Raw genomic sequence first — 15,254 nt, forward strand, 5'->3', positions numbered from 1 at the left:
CCTTCCTCTGGTCGCGCTAGCTACATGCGCAGCCCGCGAATGACGTATTTCTGACCAAAGATGGTCACCAGCAGCGCCGGCATCATCGCAAGCACGGCGGTCGCACTCATCAAATTCCATTCCGTTCCGGTCTCGGTGACGAACTGCGCCATAGTTGACGTGATTAGGGGCGTATGTTTTCCTGAAAGGATCAGGGCGAACAAAAACTCATTCCATGTTGAGAGCCAGCAAAGGATCGCCAGCGCGGATATTCCAGGCATTGCGGCGGGAAGCGCAACTCGACAGAATGCACCCCATCGTGTGCAGCCGTCGATCAGAGCCGCATACTCCATCGACGGGTTGATGCCATCGAAAAAGCCTTTCATCAGCCATGAGAAGAAGCAAACGTGCACCGCGATGTGCGGCAGTAACAGACCGAGATACGTGTCGTAGATCCCAAGACGGGTATTGACCAGATAAAGCGGCAGCACCCAGGAGATGTAAGGAACGGTACGGAAGACGTAGATGGTGGCAAACCAGCTGCGCTGGATCCAGCCGCCGAAGCGCGACAGCATATAACCGCTGCCGACCGTGATGCCGAGCGAAAGGATGGTCGCCAATGTTGAAAGTACGAAGCTGTTCCACATCGCTTCCACCACCTGGGACTGATGCAGCACCTCGACGAAATTGTTGAGCGTGAAATTGGTGCCGCGCCAGATGTAGAATACGCCAGACGCGGGACGGATCGACGTCACGCCCAGTATCACAATGGGCCCGACGAATAGAACAAATATCGCGGCGATGCTGATCGCGAAGATAGCGCGCCGCAGAGCGTCAAGCGCGAGCGCAATCATCGCGACACTTCCATGCTCCGGTTGACGAGCTTATAGAGGCCAACCCCAACAAGCAGCATGATGATCGCGCCGACCCCAGCGGCGGCCGTGCCGCGACCGATGTCCAGATCGACGAATGCCAGGACATAGGTGTAGACGCTGAACACTTCCGTTGATCGAGCAGGCCCGCCGCCGGTCAGGATCCAGACCTGATCGAACGTGCGAAACGCGTCAATTGCGCGGATCAGGACGCAAACGATGATCACCGGACGCAGCATTGGCAGGGTGACGCGCCTGAAGATACACCACGGTGTTGCGGCATCGATCCGAGCGGCCTCGAACGGTTCGGGCGGTAGGCCCTGCAATGCGGCCAGCAGGATGATGGTGAACCACGGTGTCCAGATCCAGATATCAGTCATGATGACCAGCGCAAAGCTCGGCCAGCGGTCGGAGAGCCATGCTATGTCGGGAAGACCGAGATACGAGAGAAAGGCAGTAATTACACCGAACTGATCGTTAAAAGACCACCTCATCATTGTCGCGGTGATAACAGGCGCGATCGTCAGCGGCAGCAAGATGATGGTCCGCACGACGGCCCGGCCAAGAAACGGACGGTTGAGCAATGATGCAAGCGCCAGGCCGAATGCAAGGGACACGCCAACCGAGGCGATCATCAAGAGAAACGTATTGGGCAGAACGATCTTCAAGAAGACCGGGTCGGTGAAGACGGCGACGTATTGCTTCAGTCCGACCCACGTCCTTTGCGGGTTGACAAGCGACCAGTCGCGAAAGCTCGCATTCATTCCGATCAAGATCGGAATGATCTCGAAACAAGCGAGAACGATCGCAGCAGGCGCGATGAGAAACAGAATGAAGCGCGCTTTCTCATCGAATCCAGATTTTATGGAACGAACAGTCATCAGTCGTTAGCCATAGCGCCGGCACGAATGGCATCGGAACCGGCCTTAAGGGTAACAGCAATATCCTCGCGCTTGCCCTTCATCGCGCGGATCAGCGTGTCCGAATAGACCTTGTGCACGGTCGCCCAGTTGCGGAAATAGTAGGCAGCATGGACATGATCAGGCTTGAACAGGATCATGTGGAGCCTGCGCCAGGTCGGGTCGTTCTTTTCGAGCGTGGGCCAGACGTCGGTGTTTGGCGGTGGGGCTCCGGTCTGATTCCACTGCTCGACCTGACCGTCGGAGTCGCCGAGCATGGCGCCAAGCAGCTTCTTGGCCGCAGTCTTGCGATCATCTGGAAGGGCTTTCGGGATTGACCAGCCCCAGACGTCGATCCAGGTGCGGACGCCCTTGCTCATCGGGCCGACCGGAAAAGGCGCGATGCCGACCTTTCCTGCGATCGATGACCTCTCGGGGTTATTGAATGTGCCGAGGAACGTGGTGTCGGCTACCGTGAAGGCGGCATCACCGGCCTGAAAGATCGCATTTGCCTCATCGCGCGAATAAGTTGTCATGCCGGGCGGGCTTATTTTCTTGCTATTGAGAGCATCCCACCAAAACTCCGCGGTCTGCACCTGGCACGGAGAGTAGATCATCGGCTTCCAACCGTCGGCCGCAAGCTTCTTGTTGTCGCGCTCATACGCGGGTGCATAGATGTCGCAATTGTTATTCCAGAGCGTCCACCAAAGGCTGAAGAAAGTATTGGTGTAACTCATGCCGCCGACATAACCCCACTTCACCTTCTTTTCTGACTGCAGGGCCTGACTGATCTGGACGAGATCCTCCCATGTCTGAGGCAGCTCCGGCTCGGGAACGAGGTCGGTGCGATAGAACAGAATGCCGGCCGTGGTCGTCATCGATACCGCGGTCGTCTTCCCGTCGGCAGTATGGAACGGCTCAAGCTGCCCCACCTCGACCTTGCGGGCATTGAGAACGTCTTCGAGCGGTTCAAGATATTGGGCGAGATCTTGGCCCCAGTCGTCATTGTTCCAGATGATGTCGCACTGGTCGCTGGCCCCGGAGGTCAGCATCTGCGTGATCTTCGGCAAATAGATCGCATAGGACGTTACCGTCTTATTCAGCTTGACACCCTGCTTGATCGCCCATTTCTCCAGGATCGCGACGTTTGCAACTTGCACTGGATGATTGATGTAACAGATGCTCAGCGCAGTTTCCGCTTGCGCCGCTGTCGAAGCGCAAAAGGCGCTAAAGGCGCCGCCGACAAGAAGTGCGCGCGCGAGCTTATTTTCCATTCGCATGGTTTTCCTCCTCCAGGCAAAGCGTGCTTCTGCAGAAGCTTGTTCTTATTCACTTGAGAGATGTCACAGAGCCGACGGGGCCTTGTTGTAGAGAACTAATCTCGCTAGAATGAAAGTATTGGCGTACAGAGCGTAACGCGTTAGGACGCATTTCCGAATTTCTTGTACTTTCTTGCGCTACATCGCCGTCCGGATATTGCGATCCATTCGCTGCGATGCACAATGGCTGACAAGTGAGCGCATCCCGCGATCGCCTTGCGTCGCTGCTATCTTTGAAAGAGTAAGCCAAACATTCCACAGCCGAAGCCTACTTCCAGGTTCGCGGATGGTAAGGCCATCAGGAACCGGTAGCTCGAAAATCAATCCAACATCATTGCTAAATGGCCTGAACCACGACCGACGGTGCCGCCAATGTCGCAACGACCGTTACTGATGTGACGGATATGCATCCGCCGACTTTGTTGATGATTTTAGGTCCACCTCCACGATGGATACGCGAACACTACGCGTTTTAAGAAATGGATCGTGCAGGAAACATTCTTAGTCGCCTTTCTGTCCACGGTGAAAGGATACATCGCAGAAGGCACGCGCCTGTTCATCATCAATCCTCCTGACAAGCTGAGCGCGTTCACGCCGGCGCTGATGCGCGAGCTGGACGATGCCCGACACCGTATTGAGGGATATCTTCGTAAAGCCGAACCGCGTCGTCTGCGAGGTGACGATGACGTCGCAAGACGTGCAGACGATCGCAGTGGCCGGCGTATTCGTCTCATCGGAGATTGCCGGATCCTGGAAATCCAGAACGGTTACCAGGCGAGCCGGCACGTGCGACAGCCACCAGTCGGTCGAGACACAATGCCGCCTCGCCCGCAAGCGGAAAGGATCAGCTGGCTTCGAAAGGGCCACCACTCCGATACAGAGGCCTGAGGGCTGGGAGCCGTGCCAGCCATGTCGCCAGATCCGAGCGCGCTGCAATGAGCGTTCACTTGTCGTAGCGAATGTTCATCGCGCGACAAGCCGCAACCGCCGCATCGCGCTCCGCTGGCGCTGGTTTCTGACGTAGTCGACAAGAATAGCGATCTCTGGCCGTTTCCAGCACGCGATACTGGGTGCTGTCCTAAGTAGGACACTCGCAGTGGGAAAATTAGTACACGTGCAAAATCACTTGGTGGGAAAGGGAGCCATTATAAGCGTTAAAGGGGCCAGTTCTGTGTGAGCCACACAGGGCGAAGAGCCATTTGGCTCAATCAACCAATTGGCTAGACCAATTGGCTAGAGGGCTCTACCATCTGGCGAACTCTAGAACTTTTTACAATTTGTGATACAAAAGTTCCATGGATTTGAGTGCACCGCCAACTTATTCTCTTAGATTTTTGATACATATATTAGTGGGCGTGTTCCTTTTTGCCGTCGTGGCTCTTGCTGCTACGGTATTATGGTATGCCACGGGAGGTGATGAAGGCTCACAAGGCACCTTTCCTGATCTGGTGGATTTGCGAACTGGTATCCGAACTGCTCTTCTTTTTGGACGTTATTTGCCTGCTGTTTCTGACGGGGGTAGAGGTTTGGAAGTTACTTCGCGATGTCTGGGGAACACTGCGAGTGGGAGCTACGCAATGAGTGACGCTAAGGAAATTGCCAGCAAGCTAGGGTCTGTACCTAATTAGCGAGTTCTGATTCCCTCGCACCGAGTTGATTCGGCATGGGGGACTTCGATGCGCAAAGGACTGTTCTGGCTCAACGACAAGCAGTGGGCTCAGATAGAGCCGCATCTGCCAACGAACCAGACAGGCCCAGTGCGCGATGACGATCGACGCATCATCAGCGGTATCATTCAGATGCTTCAGTGCGGCGCACGCTGGCGCGATTGCCCGCCCGACTATGGTCCATACACAACGATCTATAATCGTTTCAATCGCTGGGCCAAGCGTGGACATTGGCAGGCGATCTTTGAAGCGCTCGCCCGCTGCGGCAAGAATGGCGTGACTTTGTCCATCGACTCCACCTCGATCAAAGCGCATCGCTCGGCGAGCGGCGGAAAAGGGGGGAGCATGAACAGGCGATCGGGCGCTCGCGCGGTGGGCGGACCACGAAAATCCACGCGCTGAGCGACCCTGATTGCAAGCCTTGCGCATTTTATCTCACTCCGGGGCAAGACGCCGATATTGCCGCAGGGCCGGCCCTTCTGAAACTCGCGCCGCCCATGTCTACCCTCATTGGGGACAAAGGCTACGATGGCGATGGATTTCGCGCCGAAGTCGTCCATCGCGGAGCGAAGCCCGTCATTCCAAACAAATCCAACAGGGTGACCCTCCACAGTTTCAACAAACGCGCCTACAAAGGACGCAACGTTATCGAACGCTGTTTCTGCCGGCTCAAGGATTTCAGGCGTGTCGCAACTCGCTACGACAAACTTGCCAGAAACTTCGTAAGCCCCCGGTGAGGGCCGCCTTCCCGGATTGTGCTCGGGCGTGAGATGATTTGCTCATTAATTTGCAAACAAATGAGCAAACGTGACGAGGGTTACGGTTCTGTCCGGTCCAGAGCGGCGACGGCGGTGGACCACTGCCGAGAAGCTTCGGATCGTGGAGGAGAGTCTGGCGCCTGGGGCCAGTGTTGTCGAGGTTGCTCGACGACATGATGTTCACCGCAATCTGGTCACGGCTTGGCGGCGGCAGGCGCGCACTGGCGTGCTCGCTTTCGAGCCCGGGCCGATGCAGCGTCAAGCTGACGAAGTCCGTTTTGCGGCAGTCTCCATTGCGCCAGAACGGCAACCGTTGACGGCACCCTCTGGGACCTGCGGTGCGATCGAGATCGAGTTCGCGGCCGGGGCTCGGATGCGGATCACGGGCGCGGTTGACGCGGCGACGCTGAGCGCAGTCGTGGCGGCGCTGACTGACGGACGGCCACGATGATCCCGTTGCCGGCCGGCGTGCGGGTATGGCTCGCGACCGGCTATACCGATATGCGGAAGGGCTTTCCGTCGCTGGCCTTGCAGGTTCAGGAGATCTTGCATCGCGACCCGTTGGGTGGCCACCTGTTTTGCTTCCGCGGTCGTCGCGGCAATCTCTTGAAGGTGATCTGGCATGACGGCCAGGGCGCCTGCCTGTTCACGAAGCGCCTGGAGCGGGGCCGCTTCATCTGGCCGAGCCCGGCCGAGGGCGTGGTGACGATCTCATCGGCGCAGCTCGGTTATCTCTTGTCCGGGATCGACTGGAGGCACCCACAAGAGACCTGGCGGCCGACCTCGGTCGGATGAGGCTTTGCGCTTCCCGGATCGTGATGGATGTGATTCCATCGCTTCGTGACCACATCTGAATCGCTTCCCACCGATCTTGCCGCCGCGCATGCGATGATCCGCGCGGAGCGCGCCGCGCGCCTTCAGGCGGAAGCGGTCGCGGCGAGCGCCAAAGCGGAAGCTGCCAACGCGAAGGCGACCGAGGCCCTGATCGGTTACCTCAAGCTCGAGATCGAGAAGCTGCGTCGCCAGATTTACGGCAGCCGCTCGGAGCGCAAGGCACGGCTCCTGGAGCAGATGGAGCTTCAGCTTGAAGAGCTGGAAGCAACCGCAACCGAAGCCGAGCTGGCGGCTGAGAGGGCGGCGGCTCGGACGCAGACCGTCAAGTCCTTCCAGCGCAAGCGCCCGTCGCGCAAACCGTTCCCCGATCATCTGCCGCGCGAGCGGGTCGTCGTCGCCGCACCGGAGAGCTGTCCCTGCTGCGGCTCATCGAAGCTATCAAAGCTGGGCGAAGATATTACCGAGACGCTGGAGGTCGTTCCCCGGCGGTGGAAGGTGATCCAGACGGTGCGCGAGAAGTTCTCGTGCCGGGACTGCGAGACGATCACCCAGCCGCCGGCGCCCTTCCACGTGACTCCACGCGGCTTCGCCGGCCCCAACCTCCTGGCCATGATCCTGTTCGAGAAGTTCGGCCAACATCAGCCCCTGAACCGGCAGAGCGAGCGCTACGCCCGGGAAGGCATCGATCTGAGCCTGTCGACACTGGCCGACCAGGTCGGCGCCTGTGCGACCGTCCTGCAGCCGCTTTATCGGCTCATCGAGCGCCATGTCCTCGCCGCCGAGCGGCTGCACGGCGATGACACCACGGTGCCGATCCTGGCCAAGAGCCAGACGGTCAAGGGACATATCTGGACCTACGTTCGCGACGACCGGCCGTTTGCTGGCCGGGCGCCGCCGGCCGCGCTCTATTACGCCTCGCGCGATCGACGGCAGGAGCATCCCACGCGGCATCTCCAAAGCTTCACCGGCATCCTGCAGGCCGACGCCTATAGCGGCTATAACGAGCTGTATGACGCCTCGCGCGCGCAGGGACCGGTCACGCCCGCACTCTGTTGGGCGCATGCCAGGCGGCAGTTCTTTGAGCTGGCGGACATCGCCGCCAATGCGAGACGCGGCAAGAACGCCACGGCGATCTCGCCGATCGCGCTGGAGGCGGTCAAGCGCATCGACGTGCTGTTCGATATTGAGCGCGGCATCAACGGCCAAAGCGTCGAAGAGCGGCTGCGGGTGCGCAAAGAACGAAGTGCCCTGCTTTTAACGGCATTGGAAGCGTGGCTGCGCGAGCAACGCGCTCGGCTGTCGAACTCGTCCGCGGTCGCCAAGCCGATCGACTACATGCTGCGCCGCTGGGACCGGTTCGCTCGCTTTATCGATGACGGGAGGATCTGCCTGACAAACAATGCGGCGGAGCGCGCGCTCCGCGGCTTTGCCCTCGGCCGCAAGTCCTGGCTCTTCGCCGGCTCCGAACGTGGTGCCGACCGCGCCGCTATCATGGCGACGCTAATCATGACGGCAAAGCTCAACGACATCGACCCGCAGGCCTGGTTGGCGGACATCTTGGCCCGCATCGCCAGCACCCCGCAAGGTCGGCTCGATGAACTGCTGCCTTGGGAATGGAAGAATACCCCTGTTCAGTCCGCTGCTTGATCGGACCATCGCGCCACGCGACTACCCGTGCGGCCCTCACCGGCTTTCAATTACCCATAACTTTGACCACTCGGACTGATCCGCTGATCGGCGAAATCTTGAGTCGAAAGAATCACTTGTGATTCCTTGCTGAGCACCTGATTCGCGAGGGGGTGCTCTATGGGGCTGAGATTAAGGGATCGATCGACAAAAGGCTGTTTGCGATCCTTGGAAGGTGAATGTTGGATTGATCGAGAGACCAGTGGATGCGAGTTTAGGGACGCGCGGCTCGGCGACAGATTCCGCAAACTGCTCACGCAGATTGGAAGCGCCATGGGACAAAGCATTCCGCTCGTCTGCCAGGATTGGGCGAATACCAAGGCAGCCTACCGCTTCTTTTCTAATGACCGGGTCAGCGAAGCGGACATTCTGGCCGGCCATTTCCAATCGACACGTGATCGTGCCGCCGCCGCTGAAGGTCTCGTTCTTGTGCTACACGACACAACCGAATTTAGCTATCAACGCGAAAAGTCAGAAGCGATCGGCATCACCAAGCGCATAAACAGTGGACGAGATAAGGCGGGCCGCCTCAGATCGCACACGGTTTGCGGCATCCTGATGCATTCGAGCCTCGCAGTTACAATCGAGGGTGTGCCGCTGGGGCTGGCGGCCATTAAGTTCTGGACCCGGAAGAAATTCAAGGGGACGGCAGCGCTTAAAAAGAAGATCAATCCGACCCGGATTCCGATCGAGAAAAAGGAAAGCGTCCGGTGGTTGGAAAATCTCAAGCAGTCTACGCAACTCTTGGATCATCCGGGACGATGCATCCATATCGGTGATCGCGAGAGTGACATCTACGAGCTTTTCTGCGCAGCACAGGAGATCGGAACGCATTTCCTGATCAGGACCTGCGTCGACCGCTTGGCTGGAGACGGGGATCACACGATCGCCGACGAAATGGACGAGGTCGCCGTCAAAGGGCTCCATCGCATCGGGGTCAGAGACAGCAACGGCGATCCCGACCAGGCCGTTCTTGAGATCAGGTATCGCAAGATTCGCGTCCTGCCGCCGATCGGAAAGCAGAAGCGCTATCCCGCTCTGACCCTGACGGTGATCCATGCCGAAGAGCGCGGGACGCCGAAAAACAGAAAGAAGATCGATTGGAAGCTGATCACCGACCTGCCTGTTGGTTCCCGCACCGACGCCATTGAGAAGCTCGAATGGTATGCTTTGAGATGGAAGATCGAGGTGTTCCACAAGATCCTCAAATCGGGCTGCAAAGCTGAGGAGTCGAAACTCAGGACCGCCCAGCGTCTGACCAATCTGATCTCGCTCTTTTGCATCCTGAGCTGGCGGATCTTCTGGATGACGATGCTCAACCGTTCCGCCCCAGACGCACCGCCAACCCTCGCGTTGACTGCGACTGAAATCTGCGTGCTCGATCGCCTCGTCAACGACAAACCAAAAGTAAGACAGAAAACGCTCTCGCACTATCTGATCAAGATCGCCCGGCTCGGCGGTTATCTCGCCCGCGCCAGCGATCCGCCGCCCGGCAATACCCTCATGTGGCGCGGGCTGTCACGCCTCACCGACATCGCGCTGGGCGTCATGGTTGGAGGAGAATTTGTGGGTAATTGAAAGCCTCACCGGACGGTTACGAAACTTCTTGGCTGCCGTCCACCTCGCCGCGATCGTCGCCTATTGGATCAATTGAGTCTGAACCCTAGCTAGTCACGGAGGTGATGAGTGAGTTCAACAAGGCAGTTCAGCCTTCGCCGTCTGATGACTCTGGCTCTGCGAGCCAAAAGCCACACGGCAATCACGCGCCCGCGCGTTGATTGATCTTAGGTCTTTCCGCCGTCGATTACACAGAAATTTCGCCGAACCGGCCGGTTTGGCTCGATTGCTAGCGCTGCGTCTAACAAATCACCAACAGTCCAGACCCGGTCTGCCACGCCAAGGGCGACGCTTGGCGCGGTCCGCAGCGCCTCATGAACGCGGCAGAGATTGTAGTGGCTGACGTATAAGCTAACGGCGGCTCCGGGAGCAAACGTTGCGAATTTACCGCTTGTTGCGAGACCTACAGATATTACATTTATTTCAATTATTACGGATGGAAGCCATCGTGGCCGAAGATCTGACCCGTCTAAAGTAGCGATCAGGACGAGGCGCGCAAGGGACATCGAGTCAACGCTTGAGGATAGCGGTGTGTTCGTTACCCACGCTGACGGCCAGATACTCAAGGCAGAACTGCCGCCATCCCTGCTACGTGCGATGAGAAGCATTCTCACAGCGCTGGCCGAAACGGGTGAGGTTCTCCCGCTAAGATCAGACCCGGAAATCTCAGCCGAGAAGGCTGCCGAAATTCTCGGCATCTCTCGGCCGCTGGTTTACCAACGATGGGTTCGGGCAGCTTCCTTTCCGGTTGGTCGGAAGGCATCGACGTGTTCTCGTCAACGACGTCATGACACTGAAGCGCCTCGAGGATCGCCGGCGCGGCTTGGCGGATGCGCTTGATGCCGATCCTCCCGCGACAAAACCGGAGAAGGGCAGCCATCCCTATTCCAATCGCGCCTTCAGACCAAATGATATTGATGAGCTCGTTCTCGGCACCACGAACGCTCCGTATCGCCGAACAATGAGTTCGACCGATCTTGTGGCTCGTATCACCTCGAGAGACTGGCGAAATTAGATTGCACATATCACAACGTTCTTCACGGAAGTACGACCTGAGTTTGTTCTGGAATTTGCACAACGCCACGCCATTCCCATTCAAGATTTGGCGGCCTCCCATGAAGCGATGAAGTCAACAACCGGCGAAAGTAGCCCAGCATTGGAGAGTGCACTTGAGCGCATGGCGTAAACTCCTCGGTCGGACGCTCGACGGACTCTCGGATCTCACACGGCAGGAACAGCCGGTCCGATCCTGGGTGGCCGAACAGCCCTGATGATATACACCAACCATCGACTGAGCCGGGACATCGATGCGTTCATCGACGGCCCACAATATCTTGCCTCGCTGTCGCCAGACACCACAGACGTGTGGAATTGACCGATTGGGACAAGGCTGCGCACTATCCCAAACTCAGACTCCCGAGGGAGAGATCGATTTCATCGTCATCGGGACTCTCTCGGAACTTGACCGGTCGAAAAAGAAATCGACCTGACGTCAATTCGAGCGGCATGGAAGCCGACGATTATGATCGAGCCGCCGGCCCAGATCGTGCTCAAGAAGTGTACGGCCGAAAGGACCGGATCAATTAGCTGGCGAAGCAGTGCTCTCGCGCGCGCTGGAGGTGACCTGCGGCAGGGCAAGCGTGAAGGCATCGACCAGCCGGCGCCGCCATGGCTGCGTCATCATCGAGAGCTTGCCTTCGAGCAACGCCGCCTTTTCGCGGGCTCCCATGGTCTCAGTGGTTGCTTTAAGCAGCTCGGCCAGCAGCTTGTTGGTGCGCTCGCATTCTCGCTCGAAATCGCCGCGGTAGCCGCTGGCAATCACCTTCATTTCCGTGAGCTCAGCCTGCAGGGTCTCGATCTGCTGCTTGAGGGCGGTGACCAGCTGCTGACCGGTCTGCGCCTGCGGCGGACGGGATATGGGGGAATGGTTGATTTCGGTGAGATCGACTTGGACGAGCGCCTTCCCATCATTGGCGCGGGTACGAGGCCAGCGATGTCGCTTCACCAGGGCACGCGCGGCCTCCGGAGAAACCTTGAGCCTTTCGCCCAACTCGGCATACGACAACATCTCGACGGGCATAACATCCGCTCCGTTTGGCCGGGAGGTCACCCCCGGACATGGCAGATCGTAACGATCCATAGTTAACCGGGGGTTTATTGCGGGGGCAGAGCTGGATGGTCGCGCGCAACAACGAAAGGCGCCTGTTGCGCCCTTCTGCATTCTTCGTTGGCTTTAAAGGTTTGATGGTCCGAGCGAGAGGATTTGAACTCCGACCCCTAGTCTCCCAGACAGCGGCACAATCCCGTAGGCAGTTAGCTACACTTGGCTATCCTCCTGGTTTGGATGCGAAATTTAACCTCTTCGCTACTTCGTGTTTGCTTCAGCATGCTCTGATTGGCCCCACGGTGCTTCCCCCGTGCTTGGCGGTGCCAAAATGAGCGGTCAAACCATCACAAAGAGCCTGGTCGACAGCCTGGAAAAACGCGCGTCCGAATACACGGTTTGGACGCCAAGCCGCCCGGCTTGGGGTGCGGATCCGCCCGACCGGGACCAAGTCCTTCCTCGCCTATCGAGCTGGAACCGGGTGAACAGCGCCAGTTCGGCGCTACACCGTGGCGGCCGTTGGTAAGATGGCGCCGGAGGCAGCTCGGACCCAAGCCAAGATCCTCCTAGGCACGATAGCGAACGGCGCCGACCCGGCTATGGAGAAGCGAGCGAGCCGGCCCAAGCCGGATCAGCTGACTTTCGATGCCTTCGCCGACAAATACATAGATGAATATGCGAAGGGCCCACGCGGTGAGGAAGCACCTCGCAAAAAGTCCTGGAAAAATGACGTTGGGTATTTGAAACGCTGCCGAGAGCAATGGGGCCGCCTGCTGGCAGCATCCATTACCGACGACGACGTGGCCGACCTCCTCGACACAATCGCCCGTATGGGTTTTTCCCGCTTCAACCGCTGTACGACAAAGTAATACGCGTCATTTCGTCTTCGCGTTAGCCGAGCGCGAACAAACCATCGTTTGTAAGCGCTTAGCCGGAACCCTATTGAGGCTGGCTTGACGTTTTGCGGAATCGCCACGGCATGAGGTCTTCGATCCTGCTATGGGGATGGCCGTCGATGATCGCCTCGAGTGTTTCGGCGATGTAGGCAGCCGGGTTGACGTCGTTGAGCTTGCAGGTGGCGACGATCGACGCGAGCAAGGCCCAGTTTTCTGCCCCGATTTCATGACCGGCGAAGAGCGCATTTTTCCTGGTCAGGCAAACTGGCCGGATGGCGTTCTCGACCGGGTTGGTGTCGAGCTCGAGGCGCCCGTCTTCGAGGAAGCGGGTCAGCCCCTGCCAGTGATTGAGTGCATAGCGGATGTCTTGATGTCTTCGGCCAGTGTCGAGCCGCTGGAGATCATCGACAGCTGCTTCTCGAACCACATTTTCAAAGCGGCGACGAGAGCCAACGAATGCTCCTTGCGCGCGGCCAGCCGGATGTCCGGCGATGCACCGCGCACCATGGCTTCGATGGCGTAAAGCTGTGCGATGTGCCGAACGGCGGCCTTGGCGATATCGGCGATTTGCTGTTGCGGGCCAATTTGACGAAGCGCCGGCGCAAATGGCTCCAGCAATGCACGAGCCTCCAAGGCCCTTGCAGTCGAGCGACTTTGGTCAGCTGATCATAACCGTCATAGGCATCGCATTGCAGTCAGCGTCCGCCAAAGCCGTCCAGGAACTGTCAGCGAAGGCACCGCTGCGACTGGGGGCATATCGGAACAGCACGATCGGCGGACTTGGGCCGCTGTGGCCGCGGTCATCGGACACGATCGCCCAGAAGTAGCCTTTTCTTCGTTTGGCCGCGCCCCGGATCGAGTACCGGCGCCGTGGTTTCGTCCATGAACAGACGATCCGCCATGGCCAGGTGGCGGCGCATGTGGTCCACGATGGGTTGAAGATGGAAGCAGGCGCGACCGGACCAGTTGCCCAGTGTCGCCCGATCGAGCCGGATGCCCTGGCGCGCATAGATCTCGGACTGGCGGTAAAACGGCGTATGGTCGCCAAACTTGGAGACGATCACGTGCGCAATGGCCGCTTCGGTCGGCAGCCCGCTGGGTACGACGTGCTCCGGCGCGTGCGCCTGCACGACAGGGTCGGAGCAGCGGCGGCAGATGTATTTCGGGCGGCGTGTGACCAGCACGCGCCATTGTGCCGGGATCACGTCAAGGCGCTTGCTGACGTCCTCGCCGATCTTCGTCATGGCGCCGCAACCGCACGGGCAGAGCGTGCTCGCAGGCTCGATGATCCGCTCCACCCGCAGCAAATGGGCAGGCAAGCAGCCGCGATTGCGATGAGAGCTTTGACCCGTCGCGTTTCGCGATCGGCCCTGGATGACCTTCTCGGCTCTCTCCTGCGCGGCATCCAGGATGCCTTGCGCGATCTCCACGTCTTCGAGCGGCAAATGATACTGATCTGGTCGCAGCTTCTCGGACTTCGCGCCACCTGTCGCGTCGCAATTCACCGAGAATGACCTCCAGGCGGCGTCGGGCTTCCTCCGACGCCTCCAGCGCCCCCTGATGCTCGCTCAAGGCCGCCTGCGTTTGCGCCAAAAGCGCCTTCAGGCGTTCGTTTTCGTCGCGCAGCGCCGCGATGCTCATGCGCTATTTCGAGCATATCGCCGCCGCGCGTGCCACGTTCAAAATAGCTTCCGAGTCATTCTGCCGCAGTTATCCCGCCGCCTGCGGGCGCCGTGCTTCTTCTGGACGGACCAACCTCCAATCCAGCCCCTCGAACAAGGCCGCGAACATCGCCGGCGACATCCGCATCACGCCGTCCGCTATCGTTGGCCAAACGAACTTGCAACCTTCGAGACGCTTGTGCACCAACACCAGGCCCGTTCGATCCCAGACCAAAATCTTGATCCGGTCCGCTCGTTTCGATCGGAACACGAAGGCTGCGCCGCTGAACGGATCGAGACGAAGCATCTCCTGCACCTTCGCCGCAAGCCCATCATGGCCACAGCGGCAGTCCATCGGCCGCATTGCAACGGAAATCTTCAGATCAGCACCGGCCGCAATCATCGTGATGCTCGCAGCGCGCGGATCACCCGGGACGGCTGCTCGGCATCAATGGCCGTATCCGTCCGCAGGACGACATCGCCGATCGCGATCTCAAGCTTGATCGCCGGAACCTGACGCTCCTCCAACGCATCTTCCACGATCAGCGGCGCGAAATGTCGGCTGCGACGCCTCGCACGGCGGCAACATGCCTCGCTGTCGAAACCGCCGTCGCCAATCGTAGATCTGCCAGCGCGTCGCTCCGTGCTTGCGCGCCACCTCGGACACTTGGGCACCGGGTAACAGACTCTCGGCGACGATCCGAGCTCTCTCAGCTTCCGAACGTACGCGGCGCCCCGATGGTCCTTCAAGAACTTCAAGCCGGCTCACCGACCCCGCCGATGAGCCGCCCAAATGGACGTCCTTTTTGCTGTCCAATCCCATTCCAAACCTCCGTCCAAGCCGGAGGCTTCTTTGCACAGCTATACCGATCCCGAAGCAAGAGTTCCGGCTAAGCGCTTACCATCGTTTTCGGAAACGCAAAACACATGTACCCCGCAGATCCATACCGCTTTACGCGGAT

General features: G+C 58.9%; 13 protein-coding genes and 2 pseudogenes. 7 read left to right on the forward strand and 8 right to left on the reverse strand.

The window, feature by feature from the left end:
• Positions 1-20 precede the first annotated feature (20 nt).
• From RX331_RS25915 to RX331_RS25925, 3 genes are all read right to left on the reverse strand, one after another.
• Entirely contained in the window at positions 21-833 is an 813-nt protein-coding gene (locus RX331_RS25915; RefSeq protein WP_317252627.1) for a carbohydrate ABC transporter permease, read from the reverse strand.
• The gene (locus RX331_RS25920) at positions 830-1,615 is read right to left on the reverse strand and encodes a sugar ABC transporter permease (RefSeq protein WP_317258251.1); all 786 of its coding nucleotides are present in this window, start codon (positions 1,613-1,615) and stop codon (positions 830-832) included. The genes RX331_RS25915 and RX331_RS25920 overlap by 4 nt, the downstream gene beginning before the upstream one ends.
• Before the next feature lie 116 nt (positions 1,616-1,731).
• Complete coding sequence (locus RX331_RS25925; RefSeq protein ID WP_317252628.1) at positions 1,732-3,030, reverse strand: extracellular solute-binding protein; 1,299 nt, start codon at positions 3,028-3,030, stop codon at positions 1,732-1,734.
• 525 nt (positions 3,031-3,555) lie between these two features.
• Here RX331_RS25925 and RX331_RS25930 point away from each other — a divergent pair.
• The 6 genes and pseudogenes from RX331_RS25930 to RX331_RS25955 all read left to right on the forward strand — a co-directional run bounded on the left by RX331_RS25930 (position 3,556) and on the right by RX331_RS25955 (position 9,592).
• A complete protein-coding gene (locus tag RX331_RS25930; protein WP_317252629.1) occupies positions 3,556-3,957 on the forward strand; it encodes a hypothetical protein in 402 nt (133 codons plus the stop codon).
• 788 nt (positions 3,958-4,745) lie between these two features.
• Positions 4,746-5,401, forward strand: a pseudogene (locus tag RX331_RS25935) (IS5 family transposase); the annotation flags it as partial.
• 214 nt (positions 5,402-5,615) lie between these two features.
• Positions 5,616-5,945 carry an IS66-like element accessory protein TnpA gene (tnpA, locus tag RX331_RS25940; RefSeq protein WP_317252631.1) on the forward strand — a complete coding sequence of 110 codons (330 nt, stop codon included), beginning with the start codon at positions 5,616-5,618 and terminating at the stop codon, positions 5,943-5,945.
• A complete protein-coding gene (gene tnpB / locus RX331_RS25945; RefSeq protein WP_135176416.1) occupies positions 5,942-6,289 on the forward strand; it encodes an IS66 family insertion sequence element accessory protein TnpB in 348 nt (115 codons plus the stop codon). The genes tnpA and tnpB (RX331_RS25945) overlap by 4 nt, the downstream gene beginning before the upstream one ends.
• 93 nt (positions 6,290-6,382) lie before the next feature.
• Positions 6,383-7,975, forward strand: a complete 1,593-nt coding sequence (tnpC, locus tag RX331_RS25950; RefSeq protein WP_317258116.1) for an IS66 family transposase — start codon at positions 6,383-6,385, stop codon at positions 7,973-7,975.
• Positions 7,976-8,134: 159 nt separating this feature from the next.
• Positions 8,135-9,592, forward strand: a complete 1,458-nt coding sequence (locus RX331_RS25955) for an IS4 family transposase (RefSeq protein ID WP_317252632.1) — start codon at positions 8,135-8,137, stop codon at positions 9,590-9,592.
• A gap of 1,618 nt (positions 9,593-11,210) precedes the next feature.
• Here the strand turns inward: RX331_RS25955 and RX331_RS25960 are convergent.
• Complete coding sequence (locus tag RX331_RS25960; RefSeq protein WP_317252633.1) at positions 11,211-11,711, reverse strand: hypothetical protein; 501 nt, start codon at positions 11,709-11,711, stop codon at positions 11,211-11,213.
• 533 nt (positions 11,712-12,244) lie between these two features.
• Here RX331_RS25960 and RX331_RS25965 point away from each other — a divergent pair.
• Positions 12,245-12,604 carry a hypothetical protein gene (locus tag RX331_RS25965; RefSeq protein WP_317252634.1) on the forward strand — a complete coding sequence of 120 codons (360 nt, stop codon included), beginning with the start codon at positions 12,245-12,247 and terminating at the stop codon, positions 12,602-12,604.
• Positions 12,605-12,674: 70 nt separating this feature from the next.
• Here RX331_RS25965 and tnpC (RX331_RS25970) read toward each other — a convergent pair.
• The 4 genes and pseudogenes from tnpC (RX331_RS25970) to RX331_RS25985 form a co-directional block, all read right to left on the reverse strand.
• Positions 12,675-14,272: pseudogene (tnpC, locus tag RX331_RS25970) on the reverse strand (IS66 family transposase).
• Positions 14,273-14,341: 69 nt separating this feature from the next.
• Positions 14,342-14,695 carry an IS66 family insertion sequence element accessory protein TnpB gene (tnpB, locus tag RX331_RS25975; RefSeq protein WP_317252635.1) on the reverse strand — a complete coding sequence of 118 codons (354 nt, stop codon included), beginning with the start codon at positions 14,693-14,695 and terminating at the stop codon, positions 14,342-14,344.
• A complete protein-coding gene (locus RX331_RS25980; RefSeq protein WP_317258380.1) occupies positions 14,692-14,820 on the reverse strand; it encodes a hypothetical protein in 129 nt (42 codons plus the stop codon). Before RX331_RS25980 ends, tnpB (RX331_RS25975) begins: the two co-directional genes overlap by 4 nt.
• Positions 14,786-15,115, reverse strand: a complete 330-nt coding sequence (locus RX331_RS25985) for a transposase (RefSeq protein WP_317252636.1) — start codon at positions 15,113-15,115, stop codon at positions 14,786-14,788. The genes RX331_RS25980 and RX331_RS25985 overlap by 35 nt, the downstream gene beginning before the upstream one ends.
• Positions 15,116-15,254 lie beyond the last annotated feature (139 nt).

Origin of the sequence: Bradyrhizobium sp. BWA-3-5 (assembly GCF_032917985.1) — a bacterium.
GTDB lineage: Bacteria > Pseudomonadota > Alphaproteobacteria > Rhizobiales > Xanthobacteraceae > Bradyrhizobium.

What these genes read in the sequence shown, in the direction of transcription:
- tnpB (WP_317252635.1), bottom strand. Translation starts at nt 14,695, where the DNA reads ATGATTGCGGCCGGTGCTGATCTGAAGATTTCCGTTGCAATGCGGCCG.
- RX331_RS25985 (WP_317252636.1), bottom strand. Translation starts at nt 15,115, where the DNA reads ATGGGATTGGACAGCAAAAAGGACGTCCATTTGGGCGGCTCATCGGCG.
- RX331_RS25960 (WP_317252633.1), bottom strand. Translation starts at nt 11,711, where the DNA reads ATGCCCGTCGAGATGTTGTCGTATGCCGAGTTGGGCGAAAGGCTCAAG.
- RX331_RS25925 (WP_317252628.1), bottom strand. Translation starts at nt 3,030, where the DNA reads ATGCGAATGGAAAATAAGCTCGCGCGCGCACTTCTTGTCGGCGGCGCC.
- RX331_RS25920 (WP_317258251.1), bottom strand. Translation starts at nt 1,615, where the DNA reads ATGAATGCGAGCTTTCGCGACTGGTCGCTTGTCAACCCGCAAAGGACG.
- RX331_RS25955 (WP_317252632.1), top strand. Translation starts at nt 8,135, where the DNA reads ATGGGGCTGAGATTAAGGGATCGATCGACAAAAGGCTGTTTGCGATCC.
- tnpC (WP_317258116.1), top strand. Translation starts at nt 6,383, where the DNA reads ATGATCCGCGCGGAGCGCGCCGCGCGCCTTCAGGCGGAAGCGGTCGCG.
- tnpB (WP_135176416.1), top strand. Translation starts at nt 5,942, where the DNA reads ATGATCCCGTTGCCGGCCGGCGTGCGGGTATGGCTCGCGACCGGCTAT.
- RX331_RS25915 (WP_317252627.1), bottom strand. Translation starts at nt 833, where the DNA reads ATGATTGCGCTCGCGCTTGACGCTCTGCGGCGCGCTATCTTCGCGATC.